Origin of the sequence: Krasilnikovia sp. MM14-A1259, from assembly GCF_047159535.1 — a bacterium.
In the GTDB taxonomy this organism is placed as follows: domain Bacteria; phylum Actinomycetota; class Actinomycetes; order Mycobacteriales; family Micromonosporaceae; genus Actinoplanes.
In genome coordinates this window covers 7764588-7784256 of sequence record NZ_BAAGAJ010000002.1, presented here as the reverse complement: position 1 = coordinate 7784256, position 19669 = coordinate 7764588, and the positions used below count along the sequence as shown (strand labels likewise).

Genomic DNA, 19669 nt, shown 5'->3' with positions numbered 1-19669 from the left:
GTCGGACCGGTCAGGCGCAGGCCCGCGGCCTCACCCCGAACTGCCAGTCCGGAGCCGGCCGCAGTGCGGCCAGGTCCCGCTCGATCGCCTCGGCCAGCAGACCGGTACGGGTCAGGTGCAGGTAGTGGCCGCCGTGCTCGGCGACCACCAGGCGCCGTTGCGGCACGAAGAGGTCCCAGTTGCCGACCGCGGCCGGGTAGCCGGCCATCTGCGCGTCGTCGCGGGCCAGCACGATGGTCGCCGGCGCAGCCACCCGGTGCCCGGCGACCGCGGCCAGAGCCCGGCGCAGGGCGTAGATGGCCTGCGCGGTGTCGTACCGGAACGCCTCGGCCAGCTCGGCCCGCTCCCGCGGGCCCAGGCCGGCGCCACCGGCCGGACCGGTGTCCGCCTCCAGCCGGCCGAGGATCGCCGCGTCGTCCGCGGTGGGGCCGGCCTGATCGGCGGAGCGCAGCAGGTTCGCCACGATGATGAGCCGGTCCACCGGCACGTTGCGCGCCTCCAGCGCCCGCGTCAGACGCAGCGCGGCCAGGGCGCCGGCGCCGTGGCCGAGGACCAGGACCGGCGCGTCGGCGGCCCGCTCGGCGACCTCGTCGGCCAGCTGGCGCACCAGCCGATCCAGCGGCAGCGGCGGCCGGGGATCACGCCCGGTACGTCCCGGCAGCGCCACCCCGAACACCCGGATCGGTACGCCGTGGATGTCCAGGTCGCGGGCCAACGGCGTGTAGTCGGCCGCCTCGCCGCCGGCGAACGGGATGCACACCAGCAGCGGGTCGGTGCCGCGGGCGCCGGGCGCGTTGCCGAGGTCGACCAGCAAAGGCCCAGGGGGAACGGCGGCCGGATCGTTGCTCATCTGATCTCGCACGGGTCAGCTAGCGCCGTCAGGTGACCGAGCCCGAGCAGCCGGTCGGTCTCCGCGGACCCGGCGCGGCGGGACCGGGCGCGTTCGGCCCACGCCTGGCTGATCTCGCCGAGTTCGACGAACTGGTGGCGGAGCAGCGCCCGGACCGCGTCGGGATGGGCGGATCCGCCGGTCAGCGTGCGATGCAGGTTACGGTCCACGTCGTACGCCTCGGCCAGTAACGACTCCGGTGCCGGCACGTCGAAGCCGCGCTCGGCACAGACCCGCGTCAGGACGGCCGCGGCGTCGGCGACGTTCCCGCCGGCGGCGGCCGTGGCGAAGGTACCGGCGACCGCCTCCGCCTCCCGCCAGGGCAGACCGGCGCGCAGCGTGAGCAGGTTGGCCAGCGCGGGCTTCCCGACCATCGCGCGTTCGCACGCGTCGCGCATGCGGTCGGGCCGGAACTCCAGCCGGTCCAGTACCGCGGTCAGGAGCCGGATCAGGCTGTCGAAGGAATCGAACAGTTCCAGCAGGCGGGCGCTCGGCCCGGTGGGAACCTGCGCGACAGCCCCGAACGGGGCACCGCGCTGGCTGAGCGCCAGCTCGCTCGACATGGTGATCAGCTGCGCCGTCCGGCCGCGGATCTGTTCCAGCACCGGCAGGGACCGGGCGAGGGAGACCCCGGCTATCTCGGCGGGCAGGTCCAGGTACCCGTGCTCGGCGTCGCCCCAGGTGATCAGGTCGGCGACGAACCGGCTGAACGCCACCGCGAGCGTGGTCAGCTCACCGGACGACTCCAGGATCCAGGAGCCGGAGGCCACCGCGGTGAGCGCGTGCGGGGTGGCCGCTGCGCAGCCGAGCAGGCGGGCCATCCGGTCCCGGTCCCACGCCAGCTCCTGGCCGTTCATCGGGCCGGCGCCCAGCGCCGCGGTGTTGCTCAGGTCGTAGGTGTACAGCAGCCGTCGTCCCGAGCGCAGGGCCTGGTCGGCGACCGCGGCGAAGTAGAAGCCGGGTGTGATCACCCGGGCGGGCTGCCCGGTGACGTGACCGGGCATGGGCAGGTGGGCGGTCCGCCGGGCCAGCGCTACGGCGGACCGGCCGAACGCGACCAGCTGATCACCGGTGCGGGCCAGGCGGTCTCTGGCGAACAGCCACTCGGCGCACGCCCGTGCCTCGTTGCCGTTTCCCTCGACGTGCCAGCGGGCCGGTGTCATCGGCAGCCGATCCTGGACGTAGGCCTCCACGGCGGACGCTACGTCCGGCGCCGGCCCCGGGAGCGTCGGGGACAGGCCGGCTTCGTGCAGCAGCCGGCCTATGTGGACGGCCTCGTCCTTGCTGAGCTGGCGCATCCGCTGGTACTCCAGCAGCCGTACCTTCTCCACGACGATGTACCAGCGCAGCAGATGCTCGCCATCGGGGCGGGCCGGCGCCGGCCGGGTGAGCTCGGTCGTGGGGGTCATCGGCCCCTCCTCCCTCGGGCTGACGACGGTCCGGGTGACCGGTCCGTCGTGCGAAGATTTCCGGCATGACAGACACTGCGTCGGCGCTGGCCGACATCCGTGCCAGGATCGACGAGCTGGACGGTGAGCTCGTCGCGCTGCTGGCCCGGCGCGAGCAGCTGGTCCGGCGCGCCGCCCCGCTCAAGAGCGACGGGCAGGCGGTGCGAGCGCCGGACCGGGTGGCGCAGGTGGTGGCCCGGGTCCGCGCCCTGGCGGGTGAGGCGGGCGCGGACCCGGACCTGATGGAGCAGATCTACCGCGGCATGATCCAGGCGTTCATCAACGTGGAGAGCGCCGAGCACCACCGGCTCAGCGGCGGCTGACCGCTCAGACGCGCACCGCCGGCTCGGCCGCCCCTGCGGCCGCGGAGCGCCGGCTCGTGACCGTCTGCAGCGCCACCACGCCCAGCGCGGCCAGCACCAGCACGCCGCCGAGGTAACCCAGCTCGGCCGCCCCCATCCGGGTCAGCGCGACGCCACCCACGATGCCGGACAGCCCGATCCCGAGGAACGTGGCCGAGCTGTTCAGCCCCACCGCCACGGCCGGGGCGCTGGGCGCGAACGCCATCAGCCGGTGCTGCTGCGGCACGGTGAGCGCCCATGCCGACACGCCCCACACCGCGAGGGCCGCGACGGTACCCGCGACCGACCGCGAAGCGAGCGGGAACAGCAGCAGGGCGGCCGCGAAGGCGACGAGCCCTCCGGCCAGCACCGGCACGGGGCCGATCCGATCGGTGAGCCGCCCGCCGAGCGCGTTGCCGGCCAGTCCGGCGACGCCGAAGACGAGCAGGAACCCGGCAATCTTCGAGGCGGACACCGCGCCGCCACCGGACAGCGCCGGCGCCAGGTACGTGTAGAGCGCGAAGCCTCCCACGTAGTAGAGCACCGTGGTGACGATCGCAAGCAGCACCTGCCGGTCGCCCAGGACGCCGATCCTCACCCGCAGCCCGACCGGCGGTGGCGCGGGCACGGCCGGCAGGACCAGCGCCAGCGCGGCGAGCGCGAGCACCGCGAGGCCCGCCACCACCAGGAAGGTCACGCGCCAGTCCAGCTGCATGCCGACGTACGCGGTGATCGGCACACCCAGGACCGTGGCCGCGGTGACACCACCGAGGACGACCGCCAGGGCCCGGCCCCGCCGCTCGGGCTCCACCAGGGCCGCGCCGCCCGCGGCAGCGGTCGGCGTGTACGCGGCCGCACCCGCGGCGGCCAGTACCCGGCTCAGCAGCAGCACCCAGAACGCGGGCGCCACCGCGGACAGGAGGTTGGCGGCGGCGAACAGCGCCAAGGCGCTGAGCAGCAGCGTACGCCGCGGCGCCCCGGCCAGCAGAGCTGCGGCGACCGGCGCGAACACGGCGAACGCCACCGCGAACACGGTGACCAGCTGTCCGGTCGCGGCGACCGGTACGTGCAGGTCCGCGGAGATGGCCGGCAGCACACCCGCGGTGACGAAGGTGTCGGTGCCGATCGCGAACGAACCGAGCGCGAGCAGATAGACCTTGCGCATGTCAGACCTCCTCGAACTGACGGACCTGGTGGTGCTTGACGGCGCCACCGAGCAGGACCATCTCGATCCGGTCGGGGTCGCCGAGCACAGTGATGTCGGCGGCCGGGTCGCCGGCGGTGACCACGAGGTCGGCCAGCCGGCCGGCCGCCACGACGCCGGCGTCGTCACCGCGGCCGGCCAGCGCGGCGCCGTTGGCGGTGGCCCAGCTCAGTACGGTCGGCGCCGGGATCCCGGCCACCTCGACGTAGACGCGCAGCTCGTCGTTGTAGGTGCCGTGCGGCGTCCAGGCGAAGCCGAAGTCGTCGCCGGGGACCAGCCGGATACCCAGTTCCTGGGCCCGGGGCAGCAACCACAGGGTGTTGTCGATCTCGTCCTGGAATTCCAGCTTCTCCAGGTACTCCGGGGTCTTGCCGTACTGCTCGCCGTACATCAGCAGCTGACGCGGCTGGTAGAGGCTCGGCACCACGAAGATGCCGCGCTCGGCGATCTGCTCCAGGCACTCCTCGTCGGCGTACGAGGCGTGGTCGATCACGTCGACGCCCGCCTTGATCGCGTTGCGGATGCCGTCGATGCCCCGCGAGTGGGCCCGGACCCGGACGCCGCGGGCGTGCGCCTTCTCCACGACGGCACTCAGCTCGTCGAGGGTGTAGAGCAGCTCCTTGCTTTTGGCGTTCGGGTAGGTGTCGTCGCCCGAGGAGAACGTCTTGATGATCTCGGCGCCCTCGTCGATCTCCTTGTCCGTACGCTCGACCATCTCGGCGGCGGAGTCCACGATCGGCATCAGCTCGACCGGGATGCGGCGGCCGACCTCCGGGTTGCGGCGGTCCGGCGGCGCCGACACCATCAGGTCCCGGCTGCAGGCGGTGACCCGGGGACCGGTGATGCGTCCCAGCTCGATCGACCGCTTGAGCGCCATGTCGATGCCGCCCACCGAGCCGGCCCCGACCATCGCGGTGTAGCCGAGCCGGAGCATCCGCTCGGCGTTGGCGGCGGCGATCAGGGTGACCTCGGGCAGCGAGTACTTGAACATGGTGTCCCGGGCGGTGACCACGTCGTGGTAGGCGACGTGGGTGTGGCCCAGGGTCATGCCCGGCATCACGGTACGGCCGGTCAGCACCCGTACATCGATGTCGGGCGACGAGACCGGCGCCTCGCCGGCGGGCAGTACCGCCTCGATCCGGTCGTCGCGGATCAGTACCGACCGGCCGGGCACTGAGGCGCGGCCCAGTCCCTCCTGGACGGTGACGTCATGCAACAGCAGTGGGCGTGGGACAGGGGTGGTCATCGTTCGTCGTCCTCTAGCGGAAGGTTGGTGAACAGGAGCCAGACGATCTGCGCGCCTGGCCGGTGGGAGAGCCAGTACAGGTTGTGGGCGTCGCGTCCGTGGTCGTTCGTGAGGGCCAGGTCCGCCTCGCCGTGCGCCAGCGCCCGGGCGGCGTCCATCGTCGAGCGGGCCGGCACCCAGTCGACGTCCCGGTCCCGCAACGCCGGCGGGCACAGCTCCGGGTAGAGCACCGACACCTCGGACATGGTGGAGATGCGCAGCGGCGTACGCTCCGGCACCTCGGCCTGCCGGGCGGCCAGCCCGTACGTCGGGGTGGGGTGCACGAAGTGGAAGAACAGCCGCAGCTTGGGGTGCCAGTGGAACGCGGTGGCGTCCCGGTACGCACTCGGTACCAGCGCCACCGTCGAGGTCCCGCCGGCGACACTGTCCATGACGGCGTCGAACGTGGGATGCAGCTCGATCCGCAGCCCGGCGTGTCCCGTACCGATGAGCCGGTCGTGCAGGTGCCGCGCGGCATGGTCGCTGCTCGTCCCGGCCGGCCCGAGCGTGCTCAGCGTCAGGATCTCGTGGTCCCGGACCACCGCGCCGAGCCGGTCCAGGGAGCGGGTGTAGGCGTCGCCGAAGGTCTTCACGTCGTGTACCGGCGTCCGGCCGCCATGGCCATCGCGACCTCGGTCTCGTGGTCCGGGGCGGTACGCCGGTCCTGGATGCGGGCGGCCTTCCAGCTGACGAACGCACCGGTGCTGACGATCTGGTCGAGCTCTTCGACGATCTCCACGGTGGCCGGCACGCCGAACCGCTCGGCGAAGCGCCGCGGGACGCCGGCCTCGATGTCGGCCCGGCTCCCGGCTCCGCCGTCGATCAGGTCGAGCCGGACGGTGACCCGGTCGGCGCCGGCCTCGTCGGCGTCGATGACGATCTGGAAGCCGAGGCAGTTGCGGACGCCCTCCAGGACCGCCTCCTCGAGCTCGGCGGCGAGGAACCGGCCGCGGCCGAGCTCGATCCGGTCGAGGACCCGGCCCACGACGTCGAGGCGAGGGCCCTTCAGCTCGCAGTCGCAGCTCTCCTCGCCGAGCCGGACCAGGTCGCCGGTGCGGTAGCGGACCAGTGGCTTGAGGCCGTCGATCAGGGTGGTGACACAGAGCTCCCCGGTGCCGGTGCTGCCGGCGACCGCGCCGGTGTCCGGCTCGATCAGCTCCGCCACGTAGTTGGGCGCGGAGAGGTGCATGTTCTTGTTCTTGCAGGTCGTCCCGATGACGAAGGCTTCCTGCGAGCCGTACAGGATGTTGTAGGTGTCGACGCCCCAGACCGAGTCGATGTTCGCGGCCAGCGCCGGGGTGCACATCTCGCCGGTCAGGAAGAACAGCTTGACGTTGAAGTCCTTGGCGAGGTCGTAGCCGTAGTGCCGGGCCGCCTTGGCCAGGTTCAGGCAGACGCCCGGGGTGCAGCAGATGACCTCCAGCCGCAGGTCCCGCATCAGCTGCAGCGCCTTCTGGAAGCCGATCACCGGGGAGTACGGCCAGATCTTGGCGTTGCACGACCCGACGTTACGGGCGACGTCGCCGAGGGTGTCGCCGAACGAGTGCACCTCCGTCGGGCCCATCAGGCCGATGGCCGGACGCCGGTCGCCGAAGTGGTGCCGGAAGATGCTGCGCCAGCTCTCCGTGACGTGCGTGTTGCTGGCGATCACCTCCTTGGCGTCGCGGGGGCACGGTGTGGCCCGGCCGGTGGTCCCGGTGGTTTCGTAGAAGAAGGTGCCCTCGCTGATGTCGCCGCTGAGCACGTCGAACATCTCCCGGCGCAGGTCGGCCTTGGTGGTGAAGGGCAGGTTCCGCAGGGTCTCGGTGGTCACCCCGGCCGCGTCGACACCGGCCAGGTGCCGCTGGTAGAAGGGAGACTTGGCCTGCGTGTGGGCAACGACGACGGCGAGCCGCCGGTCGTACCAGTCGGTCCAGTCGGCCGCGGTCATCTCGCCGGCGTAGTACCGGTCGCAGACGGCGAGGTACTCCTGGAGGAAGTCCTGGTATCGGGCGTCGGTGGGCAGCCACATGGTCGGCGCCTTTCTCGGTGAAGTGTTCAATGGAGGCCGCCGTTGACGTAGACGACCGCGCCGGTCATGTAGCCGGCGGTCGCGGAGGCGAGCATGGTGATGACGGCGGCGATCTCGCCGGGCCGGCCGAACCGGCCCAACGGAATGCCGTCCAGGTAGTGCGCCTGCCGGTCCGCGGGGATGCGGTCCGCCATGGCGCTGTGCACGATCCCCGGGGCGACCGCGTTCACCCGGATCCGGTACGGCGCGAGCACCCCGGCCAGGCTGCGGGTGAGGGCGATGACCGCACCCTTCGAGGCCCCGTACGCGGCGTCCGGGCTGCCGGTCTGTCCGCTGACCGAGGCGACGTTGACGATCGCCGCCGGTTCGTCGCCCCCGGCCGCGACCACCTGCCGGGCGAACGCCTGGGCACACCAGAACGCGCCCTTGACGTTCACCGCGAGCACCCGGTCCAGCTCCTCGGCGGTGGTGTCGAGGAAATCGCGGGCCAGGTAGACACCGGCGTTGTTGACCAGCACGGCGGGACGGCCGAGTTCGGCGGCCACCTCGTCGAACGCCTCGGTCACGGCGCGCGGATCGGCGAGGTCGACGGTCAGATGCCGGTGTCCCGGGCCGGCGGCGGGTGGCCGTGATTCCGGGCCGGCGGCGGGTGGCCGCGGATCCGGGCCCGCGGCGGGTGGCCGCACGTCCAAGCCGACGACCGTGTACCCGGCCTCGGCCAGGTGGGCGCAGGTGGCCGCGCCGATGGCCCCGGAGGATCCGGTCACCACCGCGACCCGGCTCACCGGAGCACCCGCTCGTTGGTGACCGGGACCGGCAGTCCGTGGCCGGTGATGCGGCGGTGCTCGCGGAGCAGCTGGATCAGGTCGGTCATCCGGTCGACCAGGCGGGCGACCGCGTCGACGCCCTCCCGGTCGGCCAGCGCCTCGCCCCGCTCGCCGGCGTGGATGACCGCCGGGAATCCGCTGCCGGCGAGCAGCATCCGGTTCAGCATGACGTTGTGCAGCAGCTGCGCGTGCACGTCGACGTGCGAGTACCGGCGGCCGACCACCACCACGCCGGCCACCTTGTTGGTGAGCGGCCGTTCGAAGCGCAGGTATCCGACCCCGGCCCGCTCGATGAACTGCTGCATGAGGCTGGCCGTGCCGAAACCGTGCACCGGCGTGGCGTAGACGATGCCGTCGGCCTCGACCATCCGCCGCACGATTCCCGGCATGTCGTCACGCAGGACGCACGTCTCGGTACGGGTGTTGCACTCGCCGCACGGCCCGCAGGCGGTGAAGGCGCTGCGGGCCAGCTCCACCACGTCGAGCCGGACACCGCGGGCGGCGAACCGCCCGGACGCGTACTCCAGGACCTCGGCGGTGTTGCCGCCGACCCGCTCGGAACCGTTGATCGCGACGACCGTCGGAGTGCCGGCCATCAGTGTTGCTCCGTCTGCCGGTTCCGCGCACCCGGCAGCTGACGGTCGATGAAGGAGCGGAAGATGTTCAGCCCGCTGGTGGTGCAGATGCTCTCCGGATGGAACTGCACCGACTCGATCGGCAGCGTCCGGTGCCGCAGGCCCATGATGTACCCGTCGTCCTCGGCACGGGCGCTGATCTCCAGAGCGTCCGGGACCGTGTCCTCCTCGACGATCAGCGAGTGGTATCGCGTGGCGGAGAACAGCTGGGGCTGGGCGGCGAAGCAGCCACGCCCGTCGTGCACGATCCGGCTGGTCTTGCCGTGCATGAGGTGCTTCGCCGGGCGGACCACCGCGCCGAAGGCGGTGCCGATCGCCTGGTGTCCCAGGCACACGCCGAACAGCGGGATGCGACCGGCGAACGTCTCGACCAGCTCCACGTGGCCGGACTCGGTCGGGTGTCCCGGGCCCGGTCCGAGCACCAGCAGGTCCGGGGCCTCGTCGGCGATCCGCTGCGGCCCGGCCTCGGCGCTGCGCAGCACCATCGGCTCGGCACCGAGGCTGCGCAGGTACTGGTTAATGATGTAGACGAAGCTGTCGTACGCGTCCACGACGATGGTCTTCACAGCAGCTCCTCGCCCGTGACGGCCCAGACCGTCGCGCTCATCTTGGCCAGCGTCTCGCGCCATTCCCGGCTCGGAACGGAGTCGGCGACCACTCCGGCGGACGCCCGGGTGCGATAGGCGCCGCTGTCGTCGCCGAAGACCGTCCGGATGGACAGTGCCGTCACCATCTCGCCGGTGAAGTCGATGAGCCCGAACGCGCCCGCGTAGAGCCCGCGGCGGCTCGACTCGGTGTCCTCGATGATCTCCATGGCTCGGATCTTCGGGGCGCCGGTCATGGTCCCCGCCGGGAAGGTCGCGGTGACCACGTCGTACGCGTCGGTGCCCGGTTCGAGCCGGCCGGTCACGTTGGAGACGAGGTGGAAGACGTGGGAGAAGTCCTCGACGACCATCATCTCGTCGACCTCGACCGTGTCGGTGCGGCAGATCCGCCCGAGGTCGTTGCGGCAGAGGTCGACGAGCATGACGTGCTCGGCGATCTCCTTCTCGTCGGCGCGCAGCACGGCCACCCGGGCTTCGTTCTCGGCCTGGTCGGCGCCGCGGGGTGTGGTGCCGGCAATCGGCCGCATGGTGATCGTGTCGCCCTCGACCCGGACGAAGAGTTCGGGGCTGGAGCCGATCACCGTACGCCCGGCGATGGGCAGCAGGCACATGTACGGCGAGGCGTTGCGCTGCCGCAGCCGCCGGTACACCGTCAGCTCGTCGACGTCGCTCTCGATCCGCAGCTCGTGGCCGATCTGCACCTGGTAGATGTCGCCCATCGCGATGTGTTCGAGGCACTTGGCGATGTCGGCCACGTACTGTTCCTCGGTGGTGCTGTCCGTGATCGACCGGGCCGCCGGTACCGCCGGGAGCTCCGGCGCGGTCTCCGGCGCTGCCGCCAGTGCGGCGGTCACCGTTTCCGGGTCGAGGGCGGGCCACGCGTCCGACTCGTGCACCAGCACGCGCACGCTGCCGTCCTGCAGGTCGAACTGGACCTGACCCTGGTAGAGGACCAGGGTGACGTCCGGCGGGCAGTCGGTGTCCTCGATGCGGTACGGCAGCTTCTCGATGTAGCGGACCGTCTCGTAGCCGAAGAAGGCGAGGAAGCCCAGCCCGGGCTGCGGCGTGCCGCCGGTGTCGAAGCGGTTCTGCACGGCCCGGATGAACGTCCACAGGGCCGAGTCGTCGGGCAGACGCAGGCCGTCGGCGGTGGCGACGAGCGCATCCGCATCGGTGCCGGCGGCGACGGCGAGGTCGCGCAGCGCCGGCTCGCCGCCGATCCGGACGGCTCCCCGGTACACGGAGATCTCCAGCAGCGGCCGGAACCCCACGGACGCCGAGCGCCGGTCCGAGGCCGGTCCGGACAGCGACTCGAGCAGGTAGACGTTGGACGCCCCGAACATCGGGCGCAGGGCGAGGTAGGCCGCGAGCGGGTCCGCGCAGGATGCGGCGTGCTGGCGGGTCCGCACGCTCACCCGGGACGCACCCGGTGGATCGGAAAATGACATAAGGGGTCCTTGGGTTATTTTCGGAAATTGGTGAAGTGAATGCCTCGGGTGCCGTACCGCGCCGTTGCGGTGACCTCCGTCGAGAGCGGAGCCGAAATGGTCGAGGTCACCCCGCAGGTATCACGCCGGCACGGTCCGGTCCGGGCAAGGCCTGCCGGGCAGCGACCGCGGCCAGCACGGCGACCAGCCCGCACAGCGGCCAGAACCACGCGCCCATCAGGGCCCAGACCGCGACCCCGAGGGGCGGGCCGACCGCAGCGCCGAGACCGAACATCGCCTGCGCCGCACCCAGGTAGCGGCTGCGGAACTCGACCGGCCCGGCCTGCGCCGGATAGGCGGTCAGGGTCGGCGAGCCGACGACCTCACCGAGCGACCAGACCAGCGTGGCGGTGACCAGCCCGGCGACGCCCAGCGGCAGGGCGTACGCACTCAGTCCCGCGCCGACCAGCAGGATCCCGCCGGCCGCCGCCAGCCGGGCGGGCCAGCGCTGCACCCAGCGCGTGACCACCAGCTCGAGGAGGATGACCACGGCCGCGTTGACCGCCACGCACGCGCTGTAGACCGCGGTGGGGAAGCCCGACTCGCGCACCGTCAGCGGCAGCGTGGCGAGGTACTGGTTGTAGACCGCGGCGAAGCCCAGGATCGCCAGCAGGAACAGCAGGAACCGGCGGTCGCCGAGCAGCGCCCGGTACCCCGTGGACGGCGCCGCCTTCGTGCCGGCCGCCGAGGCCGCCGGCCGGTCCCGCGGCAGGGACAGCCCGATCGCCACCACGCTCAGCGCCGCGAGGGCCTCCACCCAGAACAGGGCGGAGTACGACACCGCCACCAGCGCCGCCCCGAGCAGCGGCGCCACCGTGGTCCCCAGGTTGGTGGCCAGCCGGTACATGGCGAACACCAGTACCTGCCGCTCGGCGGGCGTGTACCGGCTGATCACCTCCGCCGCGGCCGGGCGGTAGAGCTGGCTGGCCCCGCCGACCGCCGCCACCACGGCCACCAGCGCCGGATAGCCCGGCACATAGAGCGCCGCCACCGTGCAGACCGCGGTCGCCGACATGCTGGTCACGATGGCCAGCCGGCATCCCACGGCGGCGGTCAGCCAGCCACCGCCCAGCGTGCCGAGCACCGCGCCGGCACCCAGCGCCCCCAGCGCCGTGCCGGCCTGCACCGCGCTGAATCCGCGTTCGGTCAGGTACAGCACCAAGAAGACCTGCAGGAAGCCGCCGAAACGGTTGACCAGGATCCCGGCGATCACGGCCTTGACGGGCCGCGGCGACGCCCGCCAGGTGACCTGGATACCGTCGGCCGGTGCGGTGGCGCTGCGCGAGCTCATCGCGGTGCGGCCAGGGCGCGCTCGGCCGGTGTCAGCCGCACGGCCTGCTCGGCGCGGTCGAGGATCCGCTCGCAGGCGGCGGTGCTGTCCGCGGCCGCGACCAGGACGGCGTACCGGCCGGTGTGCGAGGCGGGCGGGAGTTCCAGTAGGTGTCCCGGACCGGCCAGCGCCCGGGCCAGCACGATGCCGGCCGGCAGCGCCTGCTCGTCGATGGTGACCGCGCCCACCACGGTCTCCTCCGGCGGGTAGAGGAAACGCACCGCCGCCGAGGTGGCCGGACCGGCCGGGCCCGGGACCGGGCGTCGGCCGAGGGCCAGCTCGGCGGCGGCCAGCCCGGCGTCCGCACCGGTGACCAGGCGCCCGAGGTACGAGATGAGGTCGCCGCCGCTGCGGGCGTTGACCTCGACGAGCCGGGGGCCGGACGTGGTCAGCCGCCACTCCGAATGGGTCCAGCCGTGCGTGATGCCGACCGCGGCATGCACCAGGCCGAGCACCCGGCGCAGTTCCGGGTCGCGTACGAGCGGGTCGTCGCGCTCGACGCTGTGCCCCACCTCCTCGAAGTTGGGCAGCGGGCTGAGCTGCTTGCGGGCCACGTAGAGCGGGGTGGCGACGCCGTCCCACACCAGGGTGTCGACGCTGATCTCCGGACCGTCCAGGTACTCCTCGACCAGTACCGCCGACGCGAACCGTTCGCGGACCTCGGGCATGGTGATCCCCCGGGTGACCGGGAAGATGCCGGTCAGCTCGTGCTCGTCGCGAGCCAGCCGGGTGCCGGTGCTGCCGACCAGTGCCCGCGGCTTGATGACGACCGGGTAGCCGATGTCTCGCGCCGCCGCGACCGCCTCCGGGAGCGTGTCCACCAGCGCGGAAACCGGCTGCGGGCCGCCGGCCTCGGCGAACGCCTGCCGGGTGGTGTGCTTGTCGCGGCAGGCCCGCACGGCGGCTGGGGACAGACCGGGCAGGTCCAGGCTGCGGGCAACGCTGGCCGCGGCGAGGATGCGGGTCTCGTCCCAGCACACGATCGCGTCGGCACCGATCCGCCGGGCCGCCTCGGTCATCGCGTCGGCGTCGAGCGTGTCGACCACGGTGTACCCGGCGGCGTGGGCGAGCTCCCAGGTCGGTTCGTGGTCGATGAAGAGCCACACCCGGTGCCGGGCACCGACGGACTCCAGCATGTGCCCCCGGGTCTCGAGGTCCATCGGGCAGATCACGACCAGCAGCGGTGACGTCGACATGGTGGTGCCCTTTCAGCCGTGGGTGACGGCGCTGCCGGCCGGGAAGAGCGCGCGGACGGCGGCGATCGCCGCGTCGAACCGCCCCTCCCCCAGACCGGGCACGCCGAAGGCGAAGAAGATCGGCAGCGTGGTGCCGGACTCGACCCGGGTGCGCTGGTCGGGGCCCTGGAAGAGCGACGCGACGATGCCGGTGGCGTCGCGGACCACCGGTTCACCGGCCCGGCAGACCACTGTGTCCCGCATGCCCGGGAAGGACTCCCCCTGCTCCGCCAGGTCGAACACGAGGTCGCCGTCCACCCGCGCGCCGTCCTGCACGCCGAGCAGGACGCCGGTGGTCATCTCGGCGTAGAGCAGCGCGCGCACCAGCGGCGGCACCGGCGGCAGGCCCTTCTTGCGGGTGCTCGCGAACTGGCCGGGCAGGGGACAGCGGAACCCCTCGGCCCGGAAGAACGCGTCCGTGGCCGCGATGTTCGACTCGATGCCGTCCCGCCCGGCCTCGATCGCGGACGCTACGCTCAGTGCGCCGGCCCGTTCGGCGAACTGCTCGTCCGGTACGACGTCGTGAACCACGGCGAACTGCAGGCCGGGGAACCGCTCACGCAGCGCCGCGCTTCGTTCCACCTTCATGTTCTGTTCCGTTCCATTGACTGAGATGGCGGTGCAGCATTTCCGAGGCCACTCGCCACGCCCCTATAAGGTCGACCGGTGTCAACGTGAACCTGTCCTGGTGTTGCCGGAGGTCGGCCAGTGGTCCGAATCCTTCACCGATCCTTTGACCAGTGCCGAGGCGCGTGGCGGCCGGTGCGAGGCCAGATAGGGGAAACCGGCCGTACCACCCGAGCCGTTCGCGTTCTCGGGAATGTAGCCAGGATTGCGCCGGCCGGCGAGCTGTCTGGTGTGGAAGGCCCGCCAGGCGCGTACCCGCTGGTCCAGCGTCACGATCTCGTCGCGCAGGACGCGCTCCTCGGGCGTCTCGCCGAGTTCGGCGACCAGCGGGACCAGCGGCACGAAGTCCGGCCGATCCAGGCTCAGCACGTGGCGTACCTCCGGCGTGTTGTGCAGTGCTGCTACCTTCTCCGGCAGCACGCCGTAGAGGTGGGCGTCGAGCATCTGCCAGCTCGCGCACTGCACCGCGCTGGCGTTGCCGGTCTCTTCGCGGAAGTTGAGGAAGTGCTCGGGCGGCATGGCCCGTACCGAATGGAAGATCTTGATCAGCGGATCGGCGAACTGCGCGGCCGCCTGGACGTGCGCGGTGGCCGTCGCCAGATCCCCCGCCGCCACCGCGGTCAGCGCCTGGCGCACGCACAGCAGCGCACCCCAGAAGAGACACTCGCCGAGCTGGATCTGGCTGAGGAACGCGACCTCGTCGTGGCAGGCGGTCTGCGGGAACAGCAGCAACCGCTCGACCGCGGCGGTGCCGGAGCGGTCCCAGGCCACCTGGCTGAGGGTGCGGTCGCCGGCCGGCATGGTCAGCCAGCGGGAGCCGACCACCCGGCTACCCGGCCGGCCGGGAATGAGGTCGCGCATCTTGGCCATCAGGAGGTAGCGGTTACGCGCCACCTCCGGGGAGAAGTCGCGCTTGCCCAGGTCGGTGATGCCGGCCAGCGCGGCCAGCTCGAACTCCAGCTGGGCCTCCAGGATCCGGCGGAAGACCAGCCAGATGTGGGCGCATTCGGCACGCGAGGCGGTGTTGCCGTCCACTCGCAGCAGGTGGCGCAGCAGCCCCACCGACGCGTACGGCTCGTAGCGGGGCTTGTCGTGCGTGAGCAGGTAGTCCTGGGCGTCCAGGAACAGGCCCGCGGTCTCCACGGATCGCCGGGCGCCGCGGCCGAGCCGGGCGGGGTCCTTCCGGACCGCCGCCGTGGCCTGCGCCAGCGTACGGATCTGGTCGACCAGCGCGCCGTCGCCCCGCAGGGCGTCGCGTCCCTCCCGGTGCGCCCGGTCGGTGTAGCCGGTCAGGTCGAACGTGTCGAGCAGGGTCCACAGTCGCTTCGTGTCGGTCATCCGCATACCCCCGTTGGCCTGTGTGCGGACGGCATTGCGATGCGCGCATCCGGCAGCGTTGCCGGCGCGGAGATCGCCAAGGAATGTCGAGGCAACTCTGCCGGTGTCCGGACCGGCGGAGTTAGTTGTCCGTACGAATCCGGACGGCTACCACCACCACGGGGAAGTGCACGATGAACAGCGACGACCAGACCCGACAGCCACCCGCCCCGGGCCGGCCACACTCCGTCGACGAGTTCGCGGGCGCGCTCAAGGCACTGTGGGCCTGGGCGGACATGCCGTCCTACCGGGTCCTCGCCAAGCGCATATCGGCCGATGCGGAAGGCACCGCGGTGTCGCACAGCACGGTCGCGGACATCTTCAAGCCGGGCCGCCGCCGCCTCGACATCGACCTGGTGGTCCGCCTGGTCCGGGCGCTGGGCCTGACGCCCGCCCAGGTCATCGTCTGGCGCGACGCATGCGTCACCGCGCATGCCGCCACCCAGCGCGCCGAGTCGGTGGAGGCGCTACGCCAGCTGCCGCACGAGCTCGCCGCGTTCGTCGGCCGGGACCGCGAGCTGGCCGAGCTGCGGCGCGCGATCGCCGAGAGCGGCGACACCGCCGGCCCGTGCGTCGTCGCGGTCGAGGGCATGGCCGGCATCGGCAAGACCCAGTTCGCGATCCACGCCGCCCACGAGTTGGTCCGCGCCGGCCACTACGCGGACGTGCAGCTCTTCACCAACCTGCGCGGATTCGACCGGCAACGCGCCCCGATCGACCCGAGCGAGGTGCTCGACTCGTTCCTGCGCCGGCTCGGCGTGCCGGGTTCGCGGATCCCGGCCGATCTCGACGGCCGGGCCGCGATGTACCGCGACCGGCTGGACGGCCGCGCGGCGATCGTCGTACTGGACAATGTGGTCGACGAGGACCAGGTACGCGACCTGCTCCCGACCGGCCCGCGCAGCCTGACCATCATGACGAGCCGGCGGAGCCTGGCCGGCCTCGCGCACGTACGGCAGCTCGTCCTGCCCGCGTTCAGTCCCGACGAGGCGCTCGAGCTGCTGCACGCCGCCGCCAGCGCCGACAAGGTGAACGCCGACCGGCGGGCCACCATCGAGATCGCGGAGCTCTGCGGCCACCTGCCGATCGCGGTCGCCCTGGCTTCGCAGCGGTTGCGGGCCCGCAGTTCGTGGACCGTGCGGAACCTGGCGGACTACCTGCGCACGCACGGCCTGGACGGGCTGTCGGCGGGCGGCAGCACGGTACGGGCCGTGTTCGAGCTGTCCTACCGTGAGCTCGACGCCGAGCAGGGGCGGCACTACCGGCTGCTCGCCCTGCACCCCGGCGACGCGCTCACACCCGGGTCGGTGGCCGCCATCACCGGGCTGGCCCCCGCCGCCGCGCAGGCCTTCCTCGAGTCCATGTTGGACCAGAACCTGCTGCAGCAGCGCGGATCGAACGCCTACGAGTTCCACGATCTGCTCAGGGCGTTCGCCCGCGGGCTGGTGCTGGAGGAGGAGGACGAGGCGACCCGTCAGGCGGCACTGCGCCGCGTCTTCGACCACTATCTCGCCACGGCAACCGCGGCCATCCGCGAGCTGTACCCGTACCGGGGAATCCCGGACCGGGCGACCGGCCGGGCGGAGTATTTCCCGCACCCGGACGCCCGCACCTGGCTGACCGAGGAGAGCCCCAGCCTGCTGGCCGTGGCCCGCAGCGCGGGGCCCCGGTACACCGTCGAGATGGCCGGCATTCTCAGCCAGCACCTGCAGGCCGGCGGCCACTTCGGGGTCAACGAGCAACTGCAGCTGGCGGCCGCCGCCGCGGCCGGGGAACTGGGCGACCTGGCCGGGCGCTACACGGCCCTGCTCAACCTGGGCACGAACTATGCCTGGACGAGCCTGCACGCCGACGCGTTGCGCTGCCTGGCCGAGGCACTCGACGGGTTCCGCGCCCTGGGCGACCGGCGGGCCGAGGCGGAGGTGCTCAGCACGATCGGGCTCTCCTACGACATGTCCAGCGAGCTGCTGGCCGGCGTGAGCCACTACACCGCCGCCCTGGCCATCCTGGACGACGACGCCGGCGCGGGCCGGGTGATGGGCAACCTCGGCTTCGCCTGTGAGCGGCTGGGCCGGTACGAGGAGTCGCTGGTCTGGTCGCAGCGTGCCGTGCAGCGGCTGGAGGCGATCAACGCGCAGGTCGCCGTCGGCCGGGTGCTCACCAACCTGGGCCGCACCCTCGCCTGGACGGGCCGGATCGAGGAGGCGACCGGCAAGCTGGAGCAGGCGCTGACGCTGAGCCGCTCGACCGGCGACCGCACCGGCGAGGGTGCCGCGTTGATGGGTCTGGCGTTCGTGCACGCGCGGGCCGGCCGCCCGTCTCGCGGGATCCCGCTGTGCCAGCAGGCCTTGGAGATCTTCGACAGCACCGGCAACCGCGCCGACGAGTGCCGGGCGATGAGCCGGATCGGCACCTGCCTGCTGGAGCTCGGCGAGATCACTGAAGCGCTCGCCGTGCTCACCCAGGCGCTGGACAACAGCCGGGTGATCGCCGACCGGGTGCTGCAGGCGCAGGTACTCAACAGCATGGGGGCGGCGCTGCTGCGGTCCGGCGATCCGGAGCCGGCGCTGGAGTGCCACCGGGAGGCGGCCGAGCTCACCGCGATGACCGGCGACCGTTACGAGGCGGCGCGGGCGCAGCGGTATCTCGGCGAGACCTTCACCGACCTCGGCGACCTCGTCACCGCACGGGAGCACCTGGAACGCGCGGTGCAGGAATTCCAGGCGCTGGGGCAGCCGGAGGCGGCCATCGCTCAGGCGGCGCTGGGCCGGCTCGGTCCGGCGCTGCCCGGCCGCCCGGTGCGCCTGCCGGGCAGGCCCGGTCTGGTGCCGGCGTCACCCTGGGGCGGTGACCCGGACCGCCCCTGACCAGTCGCGACGGGTGAGACCGGAGCCGGGTCGGCGCTCCGGCGTTCGCTCCAGGCGAGTCCGAGGTGGTGGAGGTCCGCGTGCTGCCGGGCGATGAGCGCCCGCACGGCGTCGGGGTGGGTGGTTCCCAGGGAGCCACTGAAGTGCAGGCTGCGCTGCACGTCGTACGCCTCGGCAAGCAGTCGTTCCGCATCCGCGACGGCGAAGCCGTGCCGTTCGGCCACGGTGTGCAGCAGCGAGGCGGGCACACCCACCGGCGGCACCCCATCGGCGAGTGCACTGGAGACGAATTCACCGGCGATGACCAGCGCCTGCCGCCGGGGCACACCAGCGTGCAGGGTCAGCAGGTTCGCGAGCGTGAAGCTGCCCAGCAACTCGTTCTGGCAGACCGCGTACACCCGCTGCGCACGGAACTCGAGTCCCATCACGACCGCGCTGAGCAGCCGAAGGGCGAGTTCCAGCGCATCGAACGGGTTCGACAACTGGGCGCCGGCCTCCTCGAACACCTCGACCATGTCGCCGGCGGGCGCGTCGCGCCGACCCAGAACCAGGTCGAGGTGGATGGCGCTCAAGCGGCCGGCCTCGCTGCGGATCCGTTCGAGGACCGGGAGGTTCCGCTGCCGCGGCGTCGCCGTTGAGCTGCCCGGCTCCTCGTCCGGCAGGTCGATGAACCCGTACTCGCTGCTGCCCCACGTCATGAGGTCGGTCCCGAAGCGGCTGAGCGTGACACCGATCGAGGAGATGTCCGCGGCCGCGTCCAGGGCCCAGGAGCGGGACGCCGCGGCCGGCAGCGTTCCGGGGGCTGCCGTGGTGCTCAGATCGTGGGTGTGCAGCAAGCGGCGGACGCCCCGCAGGATCTGGTCCACCACGGCGGTGAAGTAGAAACCCGGTGTGATGATCTGCCCGGGAGGGAGATGCGCGAATCCCGGCATCGGCATCTCGACGGCACGTTCGGCCAGGGCGATCACGGCCTGCCCGAACGCGACCAGTTGCGCACCTGCGCGAGCGATTCGCCCCCGGCCGTACCGCCATTGGGCACAGGACTGGAGGGTCGCATGCCTCATGGACAACTCGCCGATGGCGGCGTCCGACATGGCACCGATCCGGTCGGCCCCGTCGACACGGCACGTGATCTCGTGCAGCCGGCGGCCGATCGTCGCACTGCGTGCCTCGGTCACGGCGCCGGATCTTCCGACACCTGGGACGCGAGGGCGGTCTGGGCGCTTCGGCGTGCACCGGCCGGGCCTGGCCGCCATGGACACGTGTGCCCCACCAGAAGGTCTTTCATGTCTCGTTCCCCCGCGTAATCCCACGTGCCTTGCGACCGTCACCGTGCCATGACGAAGACGCTCCACCTTTGCGACAGAAGGTTGAACGGGTGACAGAAGAATGAAGGGATCGAGCGCTGTTGTCCACCGGGATCACGTCGCCCGCCAAGCGCCCTTCCGCAACCCTCTCGCCGACCCGGTGGCCACCGACCGGCGTACGGAAAGCCGTGGGA

17 protein-coding genes are annotated in these 19669 nt (G+C 72.2%); 2 read left to right on the top strand and 15 right to left on the bottom strand.

The genetic code is table 11. The annotated features are described in order from the left end of the window. Positions 1-10: 10 nt before the first annotated feature. Positions 11-850 (bottom strand): thioesterase II family protein, encoded by an 840-nt coding sequence (locus ACMCNK_RS35100; RefSeq protein WP_412740633.1) that lies wholly within the window; start codon positions 848-850, stop codon positions 11-13. Then, positions 847-2298: a lyase family protein gene (locus ACMCNK_RS35095; RefSeq protein ID WP_412740632.1), complete on the bottom strand. Its 1452-nt coding sequence runs from the start codon at positions 2296-2298 to the stop codon at positions 847-849. Before ACMCNK_RS35095 ends, ACMCNK_RS35100 begins: the two co-directional genes overlap by 4 nt. 65 nt (positions 2299-2363) lie before the next feature. Here ACMCNK_RS35095 and ACMCNK_RS35090 point away from each other — a divergent pair, with 65 nt between their 5' ends. Beyond that, complete coding sequence (locus tag ACMCNK_RS35090; RefSeq protein ID WP_412740631.1) at positions 2364-2660, top strand: chorismate mutase; 297 nt, start codon at positions 2364-2366, stop codon at positions 2658-2660. 4 nt (positions 2661-2664) lie between these two features. On the opposite strand, the gene ACMCNK_RS35085 is transcribed toward ACMCNK_RS35090, so the two are convergent. The 12 genes from ACMCNK_RS35085 to ACMCNK_RS35030 form a co-directional block, all read right to left on the bottom strand. Continuing rightward, positions 2665-3843 carry an MFS transporter gene (locus ACMCNK_RS35085; RefSeq protein WP_412740630.1) on the bottom strand — a complete coding sequence of 393 codons (1179 nt, stop codon included), beginning with the start codon at positions 3841-3843 and terminating at the stop codon, positions 2665-2667. A 1-nt stretch (position 3844) separates the two neighbouring features. Beyond that, the gene (locus tag ACMCNK_RS35080; RefSeq protein WP_412740629.1) at positions 3845-5128 is read right to left on the bottom strand and encodes an amidohydrolase family protein; all 1284 of its coding nucleotides are present in this window, start codon (positions 5126-5128) and stop codon (positions 3845-3847) included. Further along, positions 5125-5760, bottom strand: a complete 636-nt coding sequence (locus ACMCNK_RS35075; protein WP_412740628.1) for a prephenate dehydratase — start codon at positions 5758-5760, stop codon at positions 5125-5127. Before ACMCNK_RS35075 ends, ACMCNK_RS35080 begins: the two co-directional genes overlap by 4 nt. After that, the gene (locus tag ACMCNK_RS35070) at positions 5757-7178 is read right to left on the bottom strand and encodes a phenylacetate--CoA ligase family protein (protein ID WP_412740627.1); all 1422 of its coding nucleotides are present in this window, start codon (positions 7176-7178) and stop codon (positions 5757-5759) included. Before ACMCNK_RS35070 ends, ACMCNK_RS35075 begins: the two co-directional genes overlap by 4 nt. A gap of 26 nt (positions 7179-7204) precedes the next feature. Then, on the bottom strand, positions 7205-7963 hold the full coding sequence (locus tag ACMCNK_RS35065; RefSeq protein WP_412740626.1) for an SDR family NAD(P)-dependent oxidoreductase: 759 nt from the start codon (positions 7961-7963) through the stop codon (positions 7205-7207). Beyond that, positions 7960-8601 (bottom strand): flavodoxin family protein, encoded by a 642-nt coding sequence (locus ACMCNK_RS35060; RefSeq protein WP_412740625.1) that lies wholly within the window; start codon positions 8599-8601, stop codon positions 7960-7962. The genes ACMCNK_RS35065 and ACMCNK_RS35060 overlap by 4 nt, the downstream gene beginning before the upstream one ends. Then, entirely contained in the window at positions 8601-9206 is a 606-nt protein-coding gene (locus ACMCNK_RS35055; protein ID WP_412740624.1) for an anthranilate synthase component II, read from the bottom strand. The genes ACMCNK_RS35060 and ACMCNK_RS35055 overlap by 1 nt, the downstream gene beginning before the upstream one ends. Beyond that, positions 9203-10660, bottom strand: coding sequence for an anthranilate synthase component I family protein (locus tag ACMCNK_RS35050; RefSeq protein WP_412740623.1), 1458 nt, complete (start codon positions 10658-10660; stop codon positions 9203-9205). The genes ACMCNK_RS35055 and ACMCNK_RS35050 overlap by 4 nt, the downstream gene beginning before the upstream one ends. Positions 10661-10799: 139 nt before the next feature. Continuing rightward, complete coding sequence (locus ACMCNK_RS35045) at positions 10800-12023, bottom strand: MFS transporter (RefSeq protein ID WP_412740622.1); 1224 nt, start codon at positions 12021-12023, stop codon at positions 10800-10802. Then, positions 12020-13258 (bottom strand): ATP-grasp domain-containing protein, encoded by a 1239-nt coding sequence (locus ACMCNK_RS35040; protein WP_412740621.1) that lies wholly within the window; start codon positions 13256-13258, stop codon positions 12020-12022. The genes ACMCNK_RS35045 and ACMCNK_RS35040 overlap by 4 nt, the downstream gene beginning before the upstream one ends. A 12-nt stretch (positions 13259-13270) precedes the next feature. Further along, on the bottom strand, positions 13271-13885 hold the full coding sequence (locus ACMCNK_RS35035) for a hypothetical protein (RefSeq protein WP_412740620.1): 615 nt from the start codon (positions 13883-13885) through the stop codon (positions 13271-13273). An 81-nt stretch (positions 13886-13966) separates the two neighbouring features. Beyond that, positions 13967-15262: a hypothetical protein gene (locus ACMCNK_RS35030; RefSeq protein ID WP_412740619.1), complete on the bottom strand. Its 1296-nt coding sequence runs from the start codon at positions 15260-15262 to the stop codon at positions 13967-13969. A 173-nt stretch (positions 15263-15435) separates the two neighbouring features. Here ACMCNK_RS35030 and ACMCNK_RS35025 point away from each other — a divergent pair, with 173 nt between their 5' ends. Continuing rightward, entirely contained in the window at positions 15436-18168 is a 2733-nt protein-coding gene (locus tag ACMCNK_RS35025; protein ID WP_412740618.1) for a tetratricopeptide repeat protein, read from the top strand. On the opposite strand, the gene ACMCNK_RS35020 is transcribed toward ACMCNK_RS35025, so the two are convergent. Next, a complete protein-coding gene (locus ACMCNK_RS35020; RefSeq protein WP_412740617.1) occupies positions 18054-19346 on the bottom strand; it encodes a hypothetical protein in 1293 nt (430 codons plus the stop codon). The genes ACMCNK_RS35025 and ACMCNK_RS35020 overlap by 115 nt on opposite strands. Positions 19347-19669 lie beyond the last annotated feature (323 nt).

Excerpts from the sequence above, each read along its gene's own strand:
- ACMCNK_RS35100 (WP_412740633.1), bottom strand. The coding sequence starts at position 850 with ATGAGCAACGATCCGGCCGCCGTTCCCCCTGGGCCTTTGCTGGTCGAC.
- ACMCNK_RS35095 (WP_412740632.1), bottom strand. The coding sequence starts at position 2,298 with ATGACCCCCACGACCGAGCTCACCCGGCCGGCGCCGGCCCGCCCCGAT.
- ACMCNK_RS35090 (WP_412740631.1), top strand. The coding sequence starts at position 2,364 with ATGACAGACACTGCGTCGGCGCTGGCCGACATCCGTGCCAGGATCGAC.
- ACMCNK_RS35085 (WP_412740630.1), bottom strand. The coding sequence starts at position 3,843 with ATGCGCAAGGTCTATCTGCTCGCGCTCGGTTCGTTCGCGATCGGCACC.
- ACMCNK_RS35080 (WP_412740629.1), bottom strand. The coding sequence starts at position 5,128 with ATGACCACCCCTGTCCCACGCCCACTGCTGTTGCATGACGTCACCGTC.
- ACMCNK_RS35070 (WP_412740627.1), bottom strand. The coding sequence starts at position 7,178 with ATGTGGCTGCCCACCGACGCCCGATACCAGGACTTCCTCCAGGAGTAC.
- ACMCNK_RS35060 (WP_412740625.1), bottom strand. The coding sequence starts at position 8,601 with ATGGCCGGCACTCCGACGGTCGTCGCGATCAACGGTTCCGAGCGGGTC.
- ACMCNK_RS35045 (WP_412740622.1), bottom strand. The coding sequence starts at position 12,023 with ATGAGCTCGCGCAGCGCCACCGCACCGGCCGACGGTATCCAGGTCACC.
- ACMCNK_RS35040 (WP_412740621.1), bottom strand. The coding sequence starts at position 13,258 with ATGTCGACGTCACCGCTGCTGGTCGTGATCTGCCCGATGGACCTCGAG.
- ACMCNK_RS35035 (WP_412740620.1), bottom strand. The coding sequence starts at position 13,885 with ATGAAGGTGGAACGAAGCGCGGCGCTGCGTGAGCGGTTCCCCGGCCTG.
- ACMCNK_RS35030 (WP_412740619.1), bottom strand. The coding sequence starts at position 15,262 with ATGACCGACACGAAGCGACTGTGGACCCTGCTCGACACGTTCGACCTG.
- ACMCNK_RS35025 (WP_412740618.1), top strand. The coding sequence starts at position 15,436 with ATGAACAGCGACGACCAGACCCGACAGCCACCCGCCCCGGGCCGGCCA.